Annotated in this window: 13 protein-coding genes; 8 read left to right on the top strand and 5 right to left on the bottom strand. The window is 42.8% G+C overall.

Going from position 1 to position 19,130, the window contains the following annotated elements; all coding sequences use genetic code 11:
• Positions 1 to 61: 61 nt before the first annotated feature.
• Complete coding sequence (locus H6571_21705) at positions 62 to 1,486, top strand: redoxin domain-containing protein (GenBank protein ID MCB9326370.1); 1,425 nt, start codon at positions 62 to 64, stop codon at positions 1,484 to 1,486.
• A 59-nt stretch (positions 1,487 to 1,545) separates the two neighbouring features.
• Here H6571_21705 and H6571_21700 read toward each other — a convergent pair whose 3' ends face one another.
• Both H6571_21700 and H6571_21695 read right to left on the bottom strand, forming a co-directional pair.
• The gene (locus H6571_21700; GenBank protein MCB9326369.1) at positions 1,546 to 1,965 is read right to left on the bottom strand and encodes a hypothetical protein; all 420 of its coding nucleotides are present in this window, start codon (positions 1,963 to 1,965) and stop codon (positions 1,546 to 1,548) included.
• A 68-nt stretch (positions 1,966 to 2,033) separates the two neighbouring features.
• Positions 2,034 to 3,968: a CBS domain-containing protein gene (locus H6571_21695; protein ID MCB9326368.1), complete on the bottom strand. Its 1,935-nt coding sequence runs from the start codon at positions 3,966 to 3,968 to the stop codon at positions 2,034 to 2,036.
• A gap of 920 nt (positions 3,969 to 4,888) precedes the next feature.
• Here H6571_21695 and H6571_21690 point away from each other — a divergent pair.
• The 4 genes from H6571_21690 to H6571_21675 all read left to right on the top strand — a co-directional run bounded on the left by H6571_21690 (position 4,889) and on the right by H6571_21675 (position 8,511).
• Positions 4,889 to 6,283 carry a choice-of-anchor B family protein gene (locus tag H6571_21690; GenBank protein MCB9326367.1) on the top strand — a complete coding sequence of 465 codons (1,395 nt, stop codon included), beginning with the start codon at positions 4,889 to 4,891 and terminating at the stop codon, positions 6,281 to 6,283.
• 61 nt (positions 6,284 to 6,344) lie between these two features.
• Positions 6,345 to 6,881 carry a hypothetical protein gene (locus H6571_21685; GenBank protein ID MCB9326366.1) on the top strand — a complete coding sequence of 179 codons (537 nt, stop codon included), beginning with the start codon at positions 6,345 to 6,347 and terminating at the stop codon, positions 6,879 to 6,881.
• A gap of 140 nt (positions 6,882 to 7,021) precedes the next feature.
• On the top strand, positions 7,022 to 7,957 hold the full coding sequence (locus H6571_21680; GenBank protein MCB9326365.1) for a succinylglutamate desuccinylase/aspartoacylase family protein: 936 nt from the start codon (positions 7,022 to 7,024) through the stop codon (positions 7,955 to 7,957).
• Positions 7,958 to 8,151: 194 nt separating this feature from the next.
• The gene (locus H6571_21675) at positions 8,152 to 8,511 is read left to right on the top strand and encodes a four helix bundle protein (protein ID MCB9326364.1); all 360 of its coding nucleotides are present in this window, start codon (positions 8,152 to 8,154) and stop codon (positions 8,509 to 8,511) included.
• 207 nt (positions 8,512 to 8,718) lie between these two features.
• Here H6571_21675 and H6571_21670 read toward each other — a convergent pair whose 3' ends face one another.
• The gene (locus tag H6571_21670) at positions 8,719 to 10,482 is read right to left on the bottom strand and encodes an ABC transporter ATP-binding protein (GenBank protein ID MCB9326363.1); all 1,764 of its coding nucleotides are present in this window, start codon (positions 10,480 to 10,482) and stop codon (positions 8,719 to 8,721) included.
• A 606-nt stretch (positions 10,483 to 11,088) separates the two neighbouring features.
• Between H6571_21670 and H6571_21665 the strand changes: the two genes are divergently transcribed.
• Complete coding sequence (locus H6571_21665; protein MCB9326362.1) at positions 11,089 to 12,705, top strand: T9SS type A sorting domain-containing protein; 1,617 nt, start codon at positions 11,089 to 11,091, stop codon at positions 12,703 to 12,705.
• Between the two features lie 42 nt (positions 12,706 to 12,747).
• Here H6571_21665 and H6571_21660 read toward each other — a convergent pair whose 3' ends face one another.
• The gene (locus H6571_21660; GenBank protein ID MCB9326361.1) at positions 12,748 to 14,211 is read right to left on the bottom strand and encodes a hypothetical protein; all 1,464 of its coding nucleotides are present in this window, start codon (positions 14,209 to 14,211) and stop codon (positions 12,748 to 12,750) included.
• A 327-nt stretch (positions 14,212 to 14,538) separates the two neighbouring features.
• On the opposite strand from H6571_21660, the gene H6571_21655 reads away from it, so the two are divergent.
• Positions 14,539 to 14,808: a hypothetical protein gene (locus H6571_21655; GenBank protein MCB9326360.1), complete on the top strand. Its 270-nt coding sequence runs from the start codon at positions 14,539 to 14,541 to the stop codon at positions 14,806 to 14,808.
• 26 nt (positions 14,809 to 14,834) lie between these two features.
• Positions 14,835 to 15,116, top strand: coding sequence for a hypothetical protein (locus H6571_21650; protein MCB9326359.1), 282 nt, complete (start codon positions 14,835 to 14,837; stop codon positions 15,114 to 15,116).
• Between the two features lie 878 nt (positions 15,117 to 15,994).
• Here H6571_21650 and H6571_21645 read toward each other — a convergent pair.
• A complete protein-coding gene (locus H6571_21645) occupies positions 15,995 to 18,982 on the bottom strand; it encodes a pyruvate, phosphate dikinase (GenBank protein MCB9326358.1) in 2,988 nt (995 codons plus the stop codon).
• Between the last annotated feature and the right edge of the window lie 148 nt (positions 18,983 to 19,130).

The following is a 19,130-nucleotide window of genomic DNA, read 5'->3' as shown; positions in this document are numbered from 1 at the left end:
GAGTGTAATAGTGGTGTTGCTTTGAACATATTTTTTTAATTTGGCAGCCAAATTTTTAATTATGAGATACTTTGTAATGTTTTCCCTTGCGGTATTATTCCTGGCGTGTGAATCCCAGGCCAATGAACCGGCCACAGGAGAAAAGGCTGAATCTCCCAATATTGTGATACAGGTGGAAGGGTTAACTTCCGGCCAGTCTTACCTGATCGGTATTTTTACGGATCAGCAATACCGTCTGGATTCGGCACAAATAGACGGAACCGGCAAATTAGTTTTCTCACGGGAAGAACCTTATCCGGCAGGATTCTACCTGGCATGGTTTCCCGGTAACAAGACGATTCAGATGCTCATCGATAAGGATCAGACGTTTACCATGACCACCAATGCGAATTCCATTTATGAATCATTGAAAGTCGAAGGCAGTTTAGATAACGAATTATTGTATAAAAACCTGAATTTCCAGGCGGCACAGCAGCCAGCGTTTAATGATATTGCCAATCAATTGAAATCACACAAGGAGGGCAGCCCCGAATTTGATGCTTTGAAGGCCCGGGAAAAAAAGCTGCTGGAAGAACGAAAGATCCATCTGGATGAAATTTATGCTAAATATCCTCAAAGCTTTTTTACCATCTTCAAAAAAGCGGGACAAAATCCTGAAGTCAGGGATGTGAGAAAGGCTGACGGCACAGTGGATAATGCCACGCAGGTTTATCTCTACCGAAAGGAATTTTGGAAGGATGTCGATTTTAGTGATGAAAGGTTGCTTTACACTCCGGTTATCAGCAATAAACTGAACCGGTATATAAGCGAAATTACACCTCAAAATCAGGATTCTATTATTAAATCCGCCAAAGCTCTCGTGGATCAGGTGCTCGAATATCCTGAGTATTTCAAATATTTCGCCAATGCGATTACTATAAAATACGAACCGACCAAAACTACCCTGATGGATCCGGAAGCCGTTTATGTGTTTATGGTCCAAAATTATTTTACTTATCAACGTGCTTTTTGGGCAGATTCCCTGCAGATAAGAGCCTTGCAAACGCGGGCAAATGAAATGGCAGGAAGTCTGCTCGGTAAAAAAGGACCGGATGTCAAAACCAAGGACATCAACGGGCAGATGAGATCCATTTATGAAATTACGGCTCCATATATCGTAATATTCATGTTCAATCCTGAATGCGAACATTGCCAGGAAGAAAGTCCCAAACTCGTGCGGTTTTATAATGAATGGAAAAATAAAGGCCTGGAAGTCTTTACTATTGCTTTGGATACGGATGAAGCCCAATGGAAAAATTTTATCCGGACGAGCGGATTGCCGGGAATTCATGTTTTTGACCCCACAAACAAGTCTATTTACGCAAAGTATTACGTCGATAATACCCCTGAAATTTATGTGCTCAATCCTGACAGAACCATCATTGGGAAAAACCTGAAGGTGGACCAGATCGGGATTGTGATTCAAAGAGATCAGGAATCGAAATGATACGGTGATATCATTGCATTAAGGTTTTAGCAGGCAGAAACAGAGGCTAACGCGTATTTTTACTGAGTGGCCTTTGGCTCCTCCGTTGCCGGAATATCAGGCATGGAGGCACATGGGATTTCCCAGCATTTGGTCACGGTGGTATTGTCATCGTTGGTCTTTTCAATGCAAGCCAGACATTTGAAGACTCCGGAACCAGGGGTTTCTTCCTTTTTAAAGGTGATATCAACGGGTTTTCCATCATTATCCTGGACTTCCCAGCCTACGACCTGCCCATCCTGCATCTTTGCATAAAGGGTATGGTCGCGAGTTTTATTAATTTCATTTAAGCCGTCTTTCGTCGTCATTTTTCCCGGGGGATTCTCCGGGGCCGTTTGCTCCGGTTTGGAATTGTTGCCGGAACAGGCGGTAAATAAAAAGGCGAAAACAATGATTGAAAATACAACGGACAGGGGGCGTTTGTTTTGATGGAATGACATGTGTTTGTTTTTTTATTTACAATAAATACAAATCAAGGGTTGAGGAGCCACCTGATTAGCGCTATGAATTATTTTTTATTCCTCTTGTTCTCCTGACGTTCAATAAGTCTCCCGGATATTCTGAGGAAATCCATTTCTGTAATCATACCGATAAGTTCTCCTTTTTTGACCACCGGGAGACAACCGATTTTGTTCTCTTTCATTTTGCGCATCGCCTCAACGATGGTCGCCTCTGGATCAATGGTGATCGGTTTGACCTGCATAATATCTTTGGCAGTAGTATTTTCTTTGATTCCGCTGAGATATTGCTTGGTAAAATGTTTCAGCAAGGTACGCGAGGTGATCAAACCGACGAGATTTCCTTTAGCATCTTCCACGGGCATATGCCGGATTCTTTTCCAGTTCATCAGTTCGGCAACCATTTCGATCAGGTCGTCCTGCTGGACGGTGAAAAGGTCAGTCACCATAAATTCTTCCACCCGCAAAATTGAGGGCCGGTAAACGTCGAGATCATCTTTTTCGGGCATAGGCCAGTTGTGTACAGGACTTCCTTCCTTTTGATTTTTAATAATAGAGGCGGTCAATATTGTTAGTGCTTCATCTCTTTCTACTTCCTTGATCAATTTGGTGTAGGCCCTCAATTGCCAGCGCGCACCTGTCATTTGTTTTTTGGCGCGTTCTTCAATGATGCCCAGGTATTTATCAATATCTGCCGGATCCACCTTTTTACTTTCCAGTCCTTCCCGGGCGATAGGCAGCAGCTCCAATACCAGGTCACAGGCACTGACCTTCCTGTCGTTCATCCAGGTAAATTTGGTGTCTATCCCAAATCGGGCTGCTTTGGCAAAATTATCCCTTACATTTTCCCATTCTATGAGATCCCGGATATCATCGTATTTGTTGGCCAGACCGATCATGCTCCCTAACCAGAAAGCGGCATTGGCTACTTCATCCAAAACGGTAGGGCCAGCTGGCAATACACGGGCCTCAATACGCAGGTGAGGTTTTCCATTTTCACTGATGCCATAACAAGGCCGGTTCCAGCGGTACACGGTGGAGTTGTGCACCTGTAATGCTCTTAATTTTGGTGTTATCCCTTCTTTGATCGACTTCAGCGCATCCTCCTGGAGTTCCGCTGCCAGCAGAACCCTGAAGCGTGCGATATCTTCTTTGTAAATTTCCATAACGGAATCCTCCGTCCATCCGGAACCGAAACTTACCCTGGGGCTCCGCTCGCGCATATGGTCATGAGAAGTACGAACATCAATGGCTTGCTGGAATAGGGCGATCCGGGATTCATGCCATACTCGTTTTCCGAAAACGATAGGAGAATTGGCGCCAATCGCCATAACCGGGGCTGCCAGCATCTGGGCAATATTGTGCATTTTTACAAAAGAATCCGGCGTGACCTGTAAGTGCACCTGGAAACTGGTATTGCAGGCTTCCAGCATGGGCGTATTGTGTTTGACCAGGATCTCGTCAATTCCGGTGAGCCTTAATTCAAACTGCTCGCCAATCAGTTGTGATTTTAAGGCATCCATCAGCGCCCTGTAACGGGGCAGGGGAGTGAGATTGTCGTAATCAAGATCTCTTTTATGCAGGGTAGCCAGGATGCCGGTCAAAATAATATCCGAATTCAAGGGAGCGACCTTTTTCCTGATCTTATCCAGATTGGTTACCAGTTCATGCTCCATCTGACTGAGGCATTTGCCTTTAAATTCTCGGGGTTTAAGGTTCGTTTCCAGGTTGAATTTGGCCAGCTCCGTTTCTACCCAGTTGTAATTTGGCATTTGCGCCAGGGCTTCCATCGCCAGCGGAGCCGGTTTATAGGTGTCCGAATATACCAGGCACATTTCCTGTTCCGCCCCGATCCGGATGGTATCTGTTTCGAACCATTTGTTATCGAGCATGTATTCAAGGGCTTCTACATCCCGTAAAAGATTTTTGACAAATTCCTGCATTACTGCCTCTTCATTGGCAATGGTAACTCTCTGTTCACCCATGAGTTTTTATTATTTTTTTTTGATTCGATCGACCATATTTGGGCTCGTCAATGTTCAGGTTTAAAAGTAGGAATATTTTGTTGCAAAGAAATAAATAACCGGCAAACTTTTAATTTTTTTAAATTTTATTCGGTATAAAATGTGGATTTTTATCCATGTATTGGCACATAAATTTCATGTTATCCCTTTAGCAGTTGTTTTTTCTCCGGTATTTTCGGCTTTTCTCAAATATGTTTTTTGAAATATATGGAGAGGTATTATAGCATCATGCCCCGTTTATCTAAATAACTGACGTTACGCGTTAACTCTGTTTTAAATTAATTCCGGGAAGGGTTCTGATTATTTCCAGGCCTTTTTTCTATCTTTTTTTGGCCGGAAAAAAAGATAAAGGATTCAAAATGAACACATCTAAAACAGGCATTTCAAAAGCTAAAAGCAACGTGCCTATCTGATATTCGGGCGAGAACCATTTTCCAAAAAGAATCAAAATAATTTATTATTGGATCTGTCCGCGTAACATCAGTAAATAAGTATTTTATTCGAGTTTTTTGGGAACTCCCCCTCACTTTTTAGCATAACCCAACAGGATCACTTCTGCCCATTGGATAAAGATTCCTTTGTGGGGCACCTTCCATTTTTCTGTCGTTCAACAGTCAGTATCCTTTCTACGATTCAGTTTTTTTTGGAAATTATTTTAATTTCGCAACCCGAACAAATAATGAGCCGTGTAGTGTGCGGTTAAAAAGAAAAATTATTCATGAAATGAGCATAAACTTTATTAAACATACCATTCACCTATGATTAAAAAAGTTTATGCGAACCTGCCTTCCTGCGGTCAGCAGGCAGGAACGAAGTGGTTACATTTGTTTTAAAATTTGTTAATCACTTCATTTTTAAAATATTAATAAATTTTTAAACAAATGAAAAATCTGATCCAACCCTTTTTGGTTTTGTTTTTGCCCTTCATGCTGTCAGGCCAGGCCCAGCAAGCCAATCTTTTATACAACTGGAACGATACCACGCTCATTGTTAACAACTGGCCGGGAGGGCGTTATAACGAAGTATGGGGGGTGGCCATCAATGGCCTGGAAATAGGCATTATAGGCTCTACGGAAGGGGTGCATTTTATCGATGTTACCGATCCTGTGAACAGTTATGAAATTGAAAGCGCGTTTGTACCCGGGTTGGTGGCAGGGGCCAATATCATTCACAGGGATTACCATGATTACCACGGGTATCTTTACACCGTAGCGGATGAAGGCCCCAGTTCACTGCAGATCATCGACATGACACATTTGCCGGACACGGCACTTCTGGTTTATGACAGCGACCAGTTTTTTCAAAAGGCACATAATATTTTCATCGATTCCACGGCTGCACGGCTTTATGCAACGGGAAGCGCAGGGATAAAAGTACTTTCCCTTGAAGATCCGGTAAATCCCGTTTTGATCGCTTCTTTCCCCAATGGAAAGCTGGATGTTCCCTATACTCATGACCTTTATGTTCGTGGGGATACTGCTTTTTTGAATTGCGGAAACAGTGGCTTGTGGGTGGTTGATCTGACCGATATCGAAAACCCGGAATTGCTGGGAAATATGACCATTTACGAACAGCAGGGGTACAATCACTCTGGCTGGATGCATGAATCGCTGCCTTATTATTACCTGGGGGATGAAACCCATGGGATGGACCTGAAAGTGGTCAACGTAGAAGATCATAATGATATGTACGTCGTCAATACTTTTGATGCGGAATCCCCGGCCCAGACCTCCATTCCCCATAATTTGCTGGTTCGGGGGAATTATCTTTATGTTTCCTATTATTATGACGGGGTTCAGGTATATGATATTTCCGACCCGGAGCACCCTGTACGGGTATATTATTACGACACTTATTCCGGGCCCGATGCTGCCGGTTTTAAAGGAGCCTGGGGCGTATATCCGTATCTGCCTTCCGGAAACATTCTGGTGTCCGATATGCAATCGGGACTTTTTGTGTTGGAATCTATCGATGCTTCCATTACGGCAACGGAGGCTCCTGAAATTTTCACATCAGCAATCACTGTCTGGCCGCAGCCTGTAACCAACAGCTTTCACGTGCAGCTCAATCTGGAATCTCCGGCAGTTAAGGTTGATTTCAAGCTGTTCGATCTGGCTGGTAAGCAGCTGTTTTTCCGGACCACTGAGCGGTTGCCCGCGGGTGCTAACCGTTTTGATTTCGACTGGAGCCGCAATTTGGTGGATGGAATTTATTTTTTGTATATTGAATCCGACGATTTTGCCCTGACCAGGAAGCTGGTCGTGCAACGCCGGTAAATTTCCGTTCGGGCAATAAATAATGGATGTTTCGTGTTGATGTTTTATAAAGAAATCTCCCATGTTGAAAAAAATTGGCCTGCTTAGTATCGTGGTATTGCTTTTCTTTTCCTGTCGGAAAGAGAAAAGGGTGCGTATTTTTGAAATGGGCTACCAGAACCTGGAATTCGAAATTCCTGCGGGAATCAACGGTTCCCAGGCCCTGATCTTTGAATTTCCTGAACTGAAGACCAATTTCCAAAGTTTTCTTGACCTGCATAATGCTGATTTATCCCGTATTGGGGGCATTTATCCGTTGAATGCCAGGATCACCTCTTTTGATGATAGTGATTATTATTATATCCAGGAAGTTGAAATTCGTGTTTGCTCCAGCGAACAAAACGATTGTACGGCCCAGTTGGACGGCGTATTTTACATCGAAGACCTCAATGGCCGGGCTAATCGTATCATCGATCTCCAGCCGGGACTTCAAAATGTTAAGTCCCTCATGTCAGGAGAATACTTCAGACTCGAAGTGGTGCTCTTTCTCAACTTCGGCCAGATCACCCCTTACAATCAACTCAGCCATTTGAACATGACCTTTGAAGTGACGGAGTAAGGGGAGCGGGATCCGTCTGTAGTTTATATCCATCATCAGTATCGTGAAAGGCATAATTTTAGTCCTTAAAACTAAGAAAAGTAAGGAGAAGAAATTATCTTGCATTTTCCTCGAATAAGCACATTTGGGGGACAAATTTTATGGAACGATACATTGGGGAATACACAGGAAAGGAAAAAGGGCCGCTATTCATTTGTTTTGGGGGAATGCACGGGAATGAACTGGCCGGAGTAAAAGCGCTGGAGGTCATTTTTAAACTTCTGGACCGGGAGCCTCTGGTTAATCCGGATTTTATCTTCAAGGGCAGGATGATCGGTTTGAGGGGGAACCTCAAGGCCATTGCAGCGGGCACCCGCTACCTGAAACAGGATCTGAACCGGATGTGGCGGAAAGAAATGGTTGAGAAAGTTAAGATTACCTCTCCTGAAGATTTGAATCCTGAAGAACAAGAACTCAAAGAACTCATAACAACCATCGAATTGGAAATCGGGATGTATCAACCCGAAAAAGTAGTAGTCCTTGATTTGCATACCACAACCGCTCATGGCGGAATCTTTGTGATTGCTGCAGATGATCCTGAAAGCGTCAGGATCGGGGTCGAAATGCATGCACCTGTGATCAAAGGAATGCTCCAGGGCATCCAGGGCACAACGCTTCACTATTTTAATACCGAAAATTTCGACAGGGAAATGGTGCCTGTTTCTTTTGAATCCGGGCAACACGAAGATCTTCTGTCAGTAAACCGGGCCATCGCCGCTATTATCAATTGTATGCGTACCATCGGTTGTGTAAGCGCGCGCGACGTCGAAAATCGCCATGACGAATTATTGATCAAGTATTCCAAAAACCTGCCCAAGGTTGCCGAACTCATCAGCTGTCATCATATTACCGATGAAGATGAATTTATCATGAAGCCCGGTTACAATAATTTCCAGGAGATTAAGGCCGGAGAGGTGCTCGCCTATGATAAAAATGGAGCGATTACAGCTCCCGTCAATGGGCATATTCTTATGCCATTGTACCAAAAACAAGGAGAAGACGGGTTTTTTTTGATAAAAAAGGTTGAAGGGGTGTAACCCATTGAACCGCAAAATGTAAAACAAGTAATTTAAAATGTAAAAGTGTTTGAGTTTTGAGAGTGAGTTGGGTCAGGCTGCAATAACCAGATCAGGGTAGTTAATTTCTGGTTTTATAAGAAATTTCAAAGCCAAGAGGAACCTTTTTTGAAGGAAAGGTGTAATTATTATTCCTTAACTCCAAATTTTTTAAAATGAAAACAAGAATTTTCGACCTCGAAGACAGACTCGTCAATTTTGCAGTAAGTATACTCAAGTTATCACAGAGCTTGCCTAAAGATTTTGCAGGGAACCATACCGGAAATCAATTGGTCAGATCGGGGATTTCTCCTGCTTTGAATTATGGAGAAGCTCAGGCTGCCGAATCTTCAAAGGATTTTATCCATAAAATGAAAATATGCCTGAAAGAATTGCGAGAAACTCAGGTTTGCCTTAAAATAATACTCCAATGTAAATATTTTGACGATGCTGAAGTATTGCCAAAACTGAACGAATGTGGAGAACTGTTCGCTATCTTTACATCAAGTATAAAAACAGCTCAGAAAAATGCATAAAGGATGAATACCATGCTTTCAGTGATAAAGAATTTTTTTGTACTCTCACACGCTTCTCCTAACTCACCCTCGAAAACTTTGTCTACGAAGATGTCTTCACTGGATGATAAACTTGGATTTCACTGAGTTCAACTTTGGGCAATTTTCAACAACTGCCCTTTGACAGTATACAAGTTTTACATTCCTTGTTTTACATTTTGCGGTTAATTAGATTTTCTGGGTTTCCAAAAACTGCATTTCATACAGTTCCCTGTAGCGGCCCTCTTCTGATTTCAGGAGCTCTTCATGGGGCCCGAATTCAATGATCTTACCTTTTTCGAGTACCATAATATTGCTCGCATTCCGGATGGTAGTCAGGCGGTGGGCGATGATGATGGACGTTCTTTTTTCAATGAGTTTTTCAATGGCGTGCTGGATGACCGATTCGGACTCGGGGTCGATCGATGAGGTGGCCTCGTCCAGGATAAGAATGTCCGGGTTGAATACCAACGCACGTACAAAAGAGATCAACTGGCGCTGGCCCATGGAAAGGGTGGCGCCTCTTTCCATCACCTGGTAATCGTAGCCCCCGGGCAATTTTTCGATAAATTCATGGGCTCCGATCATTTTAGAGGCATCGATGACCTGCTTTCGGGTGATGGAGTCATTTCTGAGGGTAATATTTTCCAGAACAGTGCCGGAAAAAAGGAAAACATCCTGTAAAACTACCGCGATGCGCTCCCGGTAGGCAGATAATTCATAGTCGCGAATATCTTTTCCATCCACCTTAATATGGCCTTTTTGAATGTCATAAAACCGGTTCAGGATATTGATGATGGTTGATTTTCCGGAGCCGGTGCTGCCGATAATAGCCAGGGTTTTTCCGGGCTCTATGCCAAAATTGAGCCCTTTTAGTATATAATTTTCATCATCATAACTGAAGCCTACATTATCAAATTCAACCTTGCCTTCAAATCTTTTGGGTTGAAGCTTACCTTTGTTTTCAATATATTCATCGCGGTCGAGGAGGTCAAAAACCCTTTCCGAAGCGATAAGCCCCATTTGAAGACTATTGAATTTATCCGCCAGCATGCGTATGGGCCGGAACAACATGTCCAGGTAAATAGGGAAGGCTACCATGTCCCCCGCGGTGACTCCGCCTGCTGAAAGGATATCTTTAGCACCCCACCAGATCATGAGCCCCAGGGCAGCCGCTGCAATGATTTCCACCACCGGAAAAAATACGGCATAATACAAAATGGAATCGAGGTTGGCCTGGGTGTATTCCCGGTTGATAGTGCGGAATTTCTGGGCTTCCTGGGCTTCGGCATTAAAAATCTGTACCACCCTCATCCCCGTAATGCGCTCCTGTAAAAAAGCATTCATCCGGGCTATTTGTGTCCTGACGATTTGATAAGATGCTTTTACTTTTTCTTTGAAAACATAACTGGCATAAATGAGAAAAGGCAACACGGTCAGACAGATCAAGGTTAATTGCCAGCTGGTATAAAGCATGACGCCCAATACCCAAACGAAGGCGAGAATATCGGCAATGATGGTGATGACTCCCCGGGAAAAAATTTCATTGACGGTTTCTATGTCGTTAATGGTTCTCGTGGTTGAAGTGCCAATCGGTGTTTTGTCAAAGTAGGAAAGCCGGAGCGAAACGATCTTATTAAAAACCCGCACCCGAAGATCCCGAATAACGGATTGACCGAGCCAGCTGGTGGAATAAATAAAACTGTACCGCACCACGCCCTCGATGATCAACACTCCAAAAGCGATCAGGGCGATAAAAAGTAGTCCGTTGATATCTTTTGATACGATATAGTCATCTACCATGACTTTCATCAATTGCGGGCGTACCACAGACAGTGGAGCCAGCACAATGGCTAATACTCCGGCAAGTGCAAAGACCATCTGATAGGGTTTGGCAAGTGCCATGACACGCCATAAGAGGGACAGGTTCAGCTTTTTTTTATTTTTCGTCATACACTAGGTTTAAACAGCTTTGGTGTTCTTTTGTTTGTCGGACAAAGCGGAATTTTTGGAACCGGCTAGTCTGACCATTTTAGCTCACGGTCCTTGAAAACAGGATGGGCTAAAAATTTTACCCATTTTTTATGGTCCAATTCCTCTGCACATTAACTGAGGACGAAGGTAGCAACAATTTAATAGGTAATGCCTATCCAGGAGATGATTCAATGCATATTCCGGCAAATTTCCATGAATCGCAACCTGGAAGCAAATAGATTTTCTGATTTCCGGAGAAATTTAAAACTATGGAAACCTGATGAAAATCATTTCTTTTTTGTGATTTTTATCAGGGAGGGTTGAACAGGAGATTTATACTTTTGGAACGAGCTTATTTTCCCTGCGTTATTTTATTTTTTTGGGGAAAACCATCAGACTGCCTGTTTTTTAGGACAAATGGGGTGGCCCTGTTTGTCTTTGTGTCCATTCTGCTGACAAGAGGAGTTTTTTCTCTTAACAGGTAAAGATCAATTTTCATATTAACCTAAATACTGACAAGGCTATATTCGCCGTACCATGGCTTGTGCCTGGTAGAAATTACGTGTAACAAAACAACAATAGGTTATGAAAAAGTCATTTATCCAATCCTTGCTGGTTCTCGTTTTTTTTCCATGTTTCATGTATACCCAGACGCCAGTCCTGGTTAAAAATATACATCCCACAGGAGGCGCTGAACCAGAAGAGCTGACCGACTGGAACGGGGTGTTGCTTTTTAGAGCAAATGACCTGGCCCACGGGTATGAACTGTGGCGTTCCGACGGCAGCACCGAGGGCACCCAAATGGTATTGGATATCAATCCCGACGGCAGTAGCGATCCGTCCTGGCTAACGCCGGCCGGACCGGGGTTGTTTTTCATGGCAAATGATGGAAACGCCGGCAATGAAATCTGGATTACCGACGGTACAGACGAAGGCACCTACCTGGTTTCCGATATTCACCCGGAAGGCAGTTCAGACCCCGAATATCTTATCTGGATGGGCGGAATGCTCTACTTCGCTGCCAACGACGGCCAAAATGGCATAGAACTTTGGACATCCGACGGCACGCTTTCCGGCACAGGAATGGTTTTAGATATTTTACCTGGCGGAGGCAGTGCCCCCCGGTTTTTGACCGAATACAACGGGATGCTCTATTTTTCTGCGGAGGATGTGAGTCACGGGCGTGAATTGTGGCGCTCTGACGGCACTTCCGAAGGCACTCAGATGGTTGCCGACATTAATCCGGCAGGAAGTTCCGAACCTCAGCAGTTAACCGTATCAGGAGACTTCCTTTATTTCCAGGCCAAGACCGCCCCGGGAGCTGGAATTGAATTGTGGAAATCTGATGGCACGGCCGAAGGCACCCAATTGGTAAAAGACATCAATCCTAATGGAAATTCTGATCCACAGGAATTAACGGATGTGGAAGGCACTCTTTTTTTTAATGCCACAGATGGCGTATCGGGCGTGGAATTGTGGAAAAGCGACGGCACTGAAACCGGAACGGTAATGGTGAGAAATATCAACGAAGCCATTGGATCAAATCCTGAGCACCTCACTGCTTTCAACGGAACTTTGTTTTTCAGTGCCACGGATGGTCTGACCGGACATGAACTCTGGAAATCAGATGGAACCGAAGCAGGCACGGTACTGGTCAAGGATATCAATCCACAGGGAAGCTCTAATTCAGCGCCTAACTATCTTACGGGTTTTAACGACAGGTTGTTTTTTCAATCCACCGACGGGCCGCACGGGAAAGAATTATGGATGACCGACGGGACAACCCAGGGCACGTTAATGGTGGCCGATATCAATCCGGTGGGCAGTTGCGATCCATCCTTTTTGACGGTTTCCAATGACATCCTGTTTTTCCAGGCAAATGATGGGGTTACCGGGCATGAATTGTGGAAACTGGATGTTTTTACCGGCGTCTTTTCATTCGCCGATAATGAGCCTTTAACACTATATCCCAATCCCGTTTCGGATAAGCTCGTCGCCAAAAATAAAACCTACTTTGGGGAGATCATGCAGGTGAAAATTTTTGATGCTATGGGCCGAATGGTGTTGGCCAAAGAAATCATTCCCACTGGAGGTGAATTTTGGGCCGAATTTGATGTGGCCGGCTTTCCTTCCGGAGTTTATTCCTTTGTCCTGGTCAATGAAAAAGGAGCCGTAACGGGAAAGAAATTTATCAAGCATTGAGTAAGATTTTTCAGGGTAGGGTAGAGTGGCAGGAGATTAAACTCAGTCTTTTCGGTTATACTTATAATCGATCCACTCCTTAACATCCCCAAGCAAAGCAGTGGACTCCAATGTCTTACAATAGTCTTGTAACAGGATTTTTTTTGAAGCGGGCTGACGAAGTATTTTCTTGATTACCTTGATCGTGGGCACAATTACTGTCCCGTATTTTGGGTTTCTGTATTTACGTAAAATGGTGCGCATGAGATGCTCTACCAGGATATCGTTATTGAGTTCGAAATGATTGATAATTTGCAACCTCTGAGCCATAAAGGTGGTGTCGGGTACGATTTTGGGATCAAAATTGTCAAGCAAATATTCGAGCCAGTCCAGCGAAAGTTCATATTCCCCTGCCATGAAAATCGCAAAGGCGTAATTATAATAAATGGACATCTTTCGGGTTTTCGATAGCTGTTGCCGGTATTTGATTAAAAAGGACCATACTTCAGGAGCGAGTTCAACGGCTTTTTCAAATTGTTTTGCACGTGTATAGTAAATTATTTTGCAATAATAAAGATTGTCGTACTTATGGATACTCAACTGGCTATTACTGGGTTCCGTACCTTCAAGTTCTGTGATGAGCTGGGAGGCCCTTTTTATCGAATCTTCGTCCTCTAAACTGTATAATAAAAAGGCTATGAAATTACTGACAAAGTTTATATAACGAGCCTGGTATTCGATCTTAAACCGGGAGTGCTGATCAAAATATAAGTTCAGCATTTCATAACTATCCGCCGCCTCTTTGTATTTCTTTTTCCTGCGGTAGTAGGTTGAATTGGTCCAGCAACGTATAGATAATTCATTAAAAGTAATCGGGTCTTTGGGGATGAGGGCATCAATAACTATCTGATATTTTTGGAACAATTCGTCCAGTGCTTCTATCGGAGTATTATTCGGGCGGTGAATGATATACAGGTTCTCATATTGGGATTGCAGCAGGTGCTCTCTTTCAATTTGTCGTATGGCCTGGTTAAAGGTATTATGAAGTTTATGGATCCTTTCTTTTACGTTTTTTTCAGTAAACGTTCTAAAAAGGTGCCTTTGTAATAAATTGATGGTCAGTAATTCGTGGTTCATCTCGTACTCAAGTGCGATTTTTTCCGCTTTGGCAAGGAGTTTTATAGCATGTGTGTTCAATCTCCTTTCGGTGAGCAGGGCAGCGTTTATATATAACTCCCGGATTTGAATTCGCACCGATTTTCCTGAGTGGAAATTGTGCAGGCACTTTAGTAAAAAATGGTAGAGATAGTTTTTTCCGTTGGAAAGATTTTTGGCGAATACCCTGTTGCTCAACTGTGCTTCAATTTTTGTTTCATCGTATTCCTCCTGCGCGTCGATCAAATCAAATAACTCCACATAACTTAGTTCCTGCTCCGACTTGAATTGGCTTGAAAAAGCCTTGAAATATTTTTTTTCGGCTTTATTGAACGATTTTATCAACTCAAAGAGCTCTGTTGATTTTCCCATGATTTACTTTGGTTTTTATAAAGTATTGATAATCAATTTAAAAGAAAATTTATTTTAAATTTAAAAACCTAAAATTATCAAAAAATGTGTAATTTTTTTTCAATTTATTCCCTTTTCTTTGCATTCATAATGGAACGACATTTAAAATAAGTAAAAATATGATTTTATACAATAACATTGTAAGTAATTGATTATAAATGTTTAATCAAATTTTTTAAAATATTAGAAACCTAAAATAAATGAAAATATGGTAAGTATGTTTATTCCGGTTGACCGAATTTTGTGGAAATAAAACGAAAATCTTAATAAACCTAAAAAACAAGACAAATGGCACGGAAACCTTATAAGATTTACAGCGGAATTTTTACGGACGCGAACGGTGTTGCGGTACCGATGAAGGTGGTTGAATATGAAAGCAGGGTTTTCATTGTTATCGACGAAGGCGATATAACGCTCCAGGGAAATTTTAATGAAATTGAAGTGGGCATGGCCGACGGCATCCCGCAGATTATTAATCTTATTGATTCAGATACGGATGAATATGATCTGGATGTAACCAATCCAGATGTACCGATACTTACAAAAATAAAGAAATGATTTTTTAATCCCCCCAATATTTGGCTATGGCAGAAAAGAACCCGAAAAATTTCCTGAAAAATCTCTCAAAGGAGTACAGCATTTTTCAGGAAGCAAACCACTTGCGTGCCACATACAAGCTCGTCACCAGTAAGGAGAATGCCTTTCTCATTGTACTTATTGATGAAGATGATTTGGAACATGGTGTAAAGGTGATTTCGTTCGACAAAAAAAAGAAGGCTTCAATCCCGGAAAGAAAACTTCAGGTTGATATCCGGGGCAAACAGTTTCTCTTTGATCCTGTGGCCCTGAAATTGTCCTATTTATGACTCTGATTAACAGAGATAACCCTTAAAAACACGTTTACGCCTCTTGTACCCAAAAAACCAATGTCTCTTGTATTAACCCACCGCCTTGAAAACGAAGAAAGCCTGTCCAAGAGCTGATGCTCCGACAGGCTTTCGTTTTTGCCATACCTTTTTTCAGATCTCAAATGTACAGCGCGTGTCAAACTGGTTAAAATAGATTTTCCGGGTAAATCACCCGTTTTGAGGTTCCGGGTAATTTTTGGAAAGCGCGTTTCCTGGTTTTTAGTAAGTAATAAATAAGGACTTCATCTGGTGTCCGGATAGTGCTGATAGTGAAAGAGTGTTTGTTTTGTTTTCAATACAAATGTAATCAATAAAATTATTTATTGCAAAAATATAACTAAAAAAGTTTTATAAATGAACGAAAAAATAGAATTGTAAACTATTTGGTTGTAAGTTCCTGGGCAAAATTAAATGAATATTGAATTATTTTCAGCTATCCTGACATTCAGGTTGGGGCATAAGTAGTAATCAGTAAAACCCGGGCCTTCTGGCCTTTTATTATTGAATTTACCAACAATAAAGGCCTGAAGGCCTTAATTTATCTGGTTTGAAACTACACCGACCTGAAGGTCGGTGTAGCTGAGTGCCTAAATTTTATTCGTTTAATTTTGTCCAGATAGTTATTTTAAATTGTTTTATACCTACTTACCATTTTCGAGGTATAAAAAGCGAATTGTTCACGTATTAGTGATTTTTATGGCCCACTTACTAGATTTGAAAATTTATCCGAAGCATTGCCACACAATCAAGCCTGCCTTGGCATACAAGCTAAAGCATGTACTACCTCTTTAAGTTAGTAACCAATACTTTAGCCTTTAATCTTTAGCCTTTAATCTTTAGCCTTTTCCCTTTCCCCTTTCCCTATGAATCACCGCCATACGTTTTCTTCCGTCGATCTTGACCAATACCGGGTCATTAAACCTGACGTGTTTGAAAAAAGTGGTTTCTTCCACCAGTTCCCCTTCCTCCAGCAGGGAGTAATGGATGAAATCGCTGTCGTGTTTGTGGGAGATAGAGAAGTAGGCAATGTTGAGGGTCGTCAGGTTGTGAAAAAAGTGGGAGCCGTACGAGGCATCCAGCGGGAAACCTTCGAGCTCGGTTTCCACGATGACTTTTGCATTGGAGATTTGCGGCCAGTTGACCGGGATGCCGATAAACCGGTCGCGGGTTCCCCATCGGCCGGGACCGATGAGGATATACTTCCGATCTTCCTTTACCAGTTTTTTGTTTATGAGGGCAATTTCTTCGGCCATTTCCTCTGTCCTTATTTTGTCAAAAACATCATTTTTGATAAAGACAAAATCCGAAAGATCTTCAATAATTCCGTTCCCCATTCCCCTGTTCGCAAAAAGGAAAGTATCTTCTTTGGGAATTTTATCGAAATTGAAACTATAAGTTTCTGCGGCCCGGATGATGGGTTTTACCTGGAGGATATAAAACGAAGCATCCCCGTCAGCGTCCTTGTTCAGATCGACGGCAAATTCGATCTCTACCGGTGAGCCAAAGGCATCCTTAATGAGCCCCAGGATGATCTCAATGGTTTTGGCCAAAGCCACATATTCATATTTCAGGATGGAAGCAAAATTGACGACAATGGGCCCAAAATGTTTGAGGCCCGGATAAATGGCTTTGTTGTTGTTGTCGTACACCGATACGCAATGCGCCAGTGAACCGTGATCCCGGGCTTCAAAGATATCTACCTTTTTAAGACTGCTCATAGAGCCTTCGGCAAGGTTTAGGTTTTCTTTGTTCAGGTCAACGGCGTAAAAATAGGTTTGGGTATATTTCACCTGATCCTCCAGAGAAAGGAATTGCGTTTTTGGATATTTGGGTGAAAACCTGAACGCCGCTTCTCCTTCCACCACGTAAATCCCCAACCCAACGGCCGCCGTCACAAAACCTTCTTCGGGTTTCATATGCGCAAAGGGATAGAAATTATAGGACTGCCCCACGCCACTGATATGCGGGTAATAATACCCGTCGAATTCATTGCCGACCAGCTCCTGGATGACAATGGCCATCTTTTCTTCTCCGAGTTTTTGATCCAGTGCCAGGGTGTAATTGATGGCTTTTTCTGAAAATACGGAAGCAAAAACCAGCTTAATGGCATCCTGGAGTTGCTTGAGACGTACAGCTTTTTGGGGAGCGTTATTCGGTAAAATGTAAGTTTCGAAAATGCCGGCAAAAGGCTGGGAAAAACTGTCCTCAAAAGTTCCGGAAGACCGGATGGCCATCGGTTTAATGTAGTGATCGAGCAGAATACTGAGCCGGCTGTTCAATGGATCGGAAAGCTGGGCCTCCAGGAACAACCTTTTGACTTCTTCGTATGCCGGAGGGTTTTCTTTGAAAGAGATGAAATTGTTGCGTTCCAGGAAAGACTCGAATTCATCGGTGCCGATAACAGATGTTTTGGGAATCCGTATTTTTATTCCTTCCACGGCTCGTTCGAAAACAAATTTGTCTTTAAGCGAATGTACGAAGGCCAGTCCACGGCCCTTGCCCCCATAAGACCCGGCCACGAGGGTGACAATATTTTCTTCCGTTTTACAGGCCTCCACATCAAAGGGGACTACCTTGCCCGAAGGTTGTTCATCCCGGTAAGACCTTATTGAATTCAATAAATATTCCCTGATTTCATGCGCATTTTTAAACTCACTCGCTTTTTTTCCAACCAGCACTGTCGCTAGTTGTATCTCCGCACGCGCCATGAGCCAGAGTGAAAAATGATCCTTTTCGCCATGAAACAAAATCGATTCATCGGGTACGCTATTGAGGCACTCTTCAAATTCTTTGATATTCCGGGCCCGGGCAATTTCATTTTCGTCCCTGTTTCTAAAAATAAAAGCGCCGAAACCGATCTTTTGTGTGACAACATGTTTCAGATCTTTATATAAATTCTGGGCATTCTTATCAATAAAGGAAATCCCTCTTTCCCGGGCGATCACCCCTTTGCTTTCATCCTGTGAAAGTACGATGGTTGGAATATCCGGTTTTTCTTTGGTAATGGCATCAATCAGTTCGAAACCGGCATCCTTGTTCATCTTGCCCTCTTTTTCGTACTGAACATCCGTGATCAGGCAAAAGATATAATCTTTGTATTCATGGAAAAGCGCCATGGCATCTTCGAAGTTGGAAGCCAGGAGAATCTTGGGTCTTGCCCGTAGTTTCAGAACCTTGTAAAGGTTATCCGTACTGACATCGTTAATGATTTCATTGGTTTGTTTATAGATGATCCGGTAAAGATGCGTGAGGAAGGAGGAATAAAAAACCGGAGAATCCTCGACAATCAGGATTTGCCGGACCGCGGCAATGGAGGTGTCGTTTTTGGCATTTTTAAGGTCTTCCAGGTATTTGATCATGGCGAAGAAAATCCGGGATTCACCGTTCCAGACAAACAACTGATCGAACACATTTTTCTTTTGGTATTGCTGAAAAAGGGTTACATTTTGATTGTTGTTGAGCAAAACAAAAACCGGCATGCCAGGGAAAGCCTCTTTTATCTTTTTGCTGATGTCCAAGGAACGCATCATGTTCAGTCCCACCATGAGAATGACCATGTCGATATTTTTTTCTTCCAGCTGCTCAAAGGCCTCCTCCCTGGTAGATACCCCGGTGATCCTGGGGAAGGAAGAAAGGTTCATGCTCCCGTAATCGTACAGCATGATCTCGGAAAAACGCCCTTCCTGCTCGATAAAAAAAGCATCGTAAAGATTGGCCACCAGCAGGATTTCCTTCACCTTAAATGGCATCATATCGTGATAAATATCGCGGTGTTTGCTCTCGCGATTCATGAAGGACTGCAGCAGTTTTTCCCGGTGGATCATGATTTTTTGATTTGTGGAACTCAGTGGGCTTCCTTGCTGCTAATATAATATTTTTCCTGCGAAGTCCGGCGTATTGGGGAAAGAGTTGTTCTTTGAAATGAAATTTGAAAGAGTGATGTTAAAAAAAAGCAAGTCCTAATCCGGAAAC

It is taken from the genome of Lewinellaceae bacterium (assembly GCA_020636105.1).
Taxonomy (GTDB): domain Bacteria; phylum Bacteroidota; class Bacteroidia; order Chitinophagales; family Saprospiraceae; genus BCD1.
The sequence above is the reverse complement of the archived record's forward strand: the minus strand, read 5'-3'. Positions and strand labels throughout refer to the sequence as shown.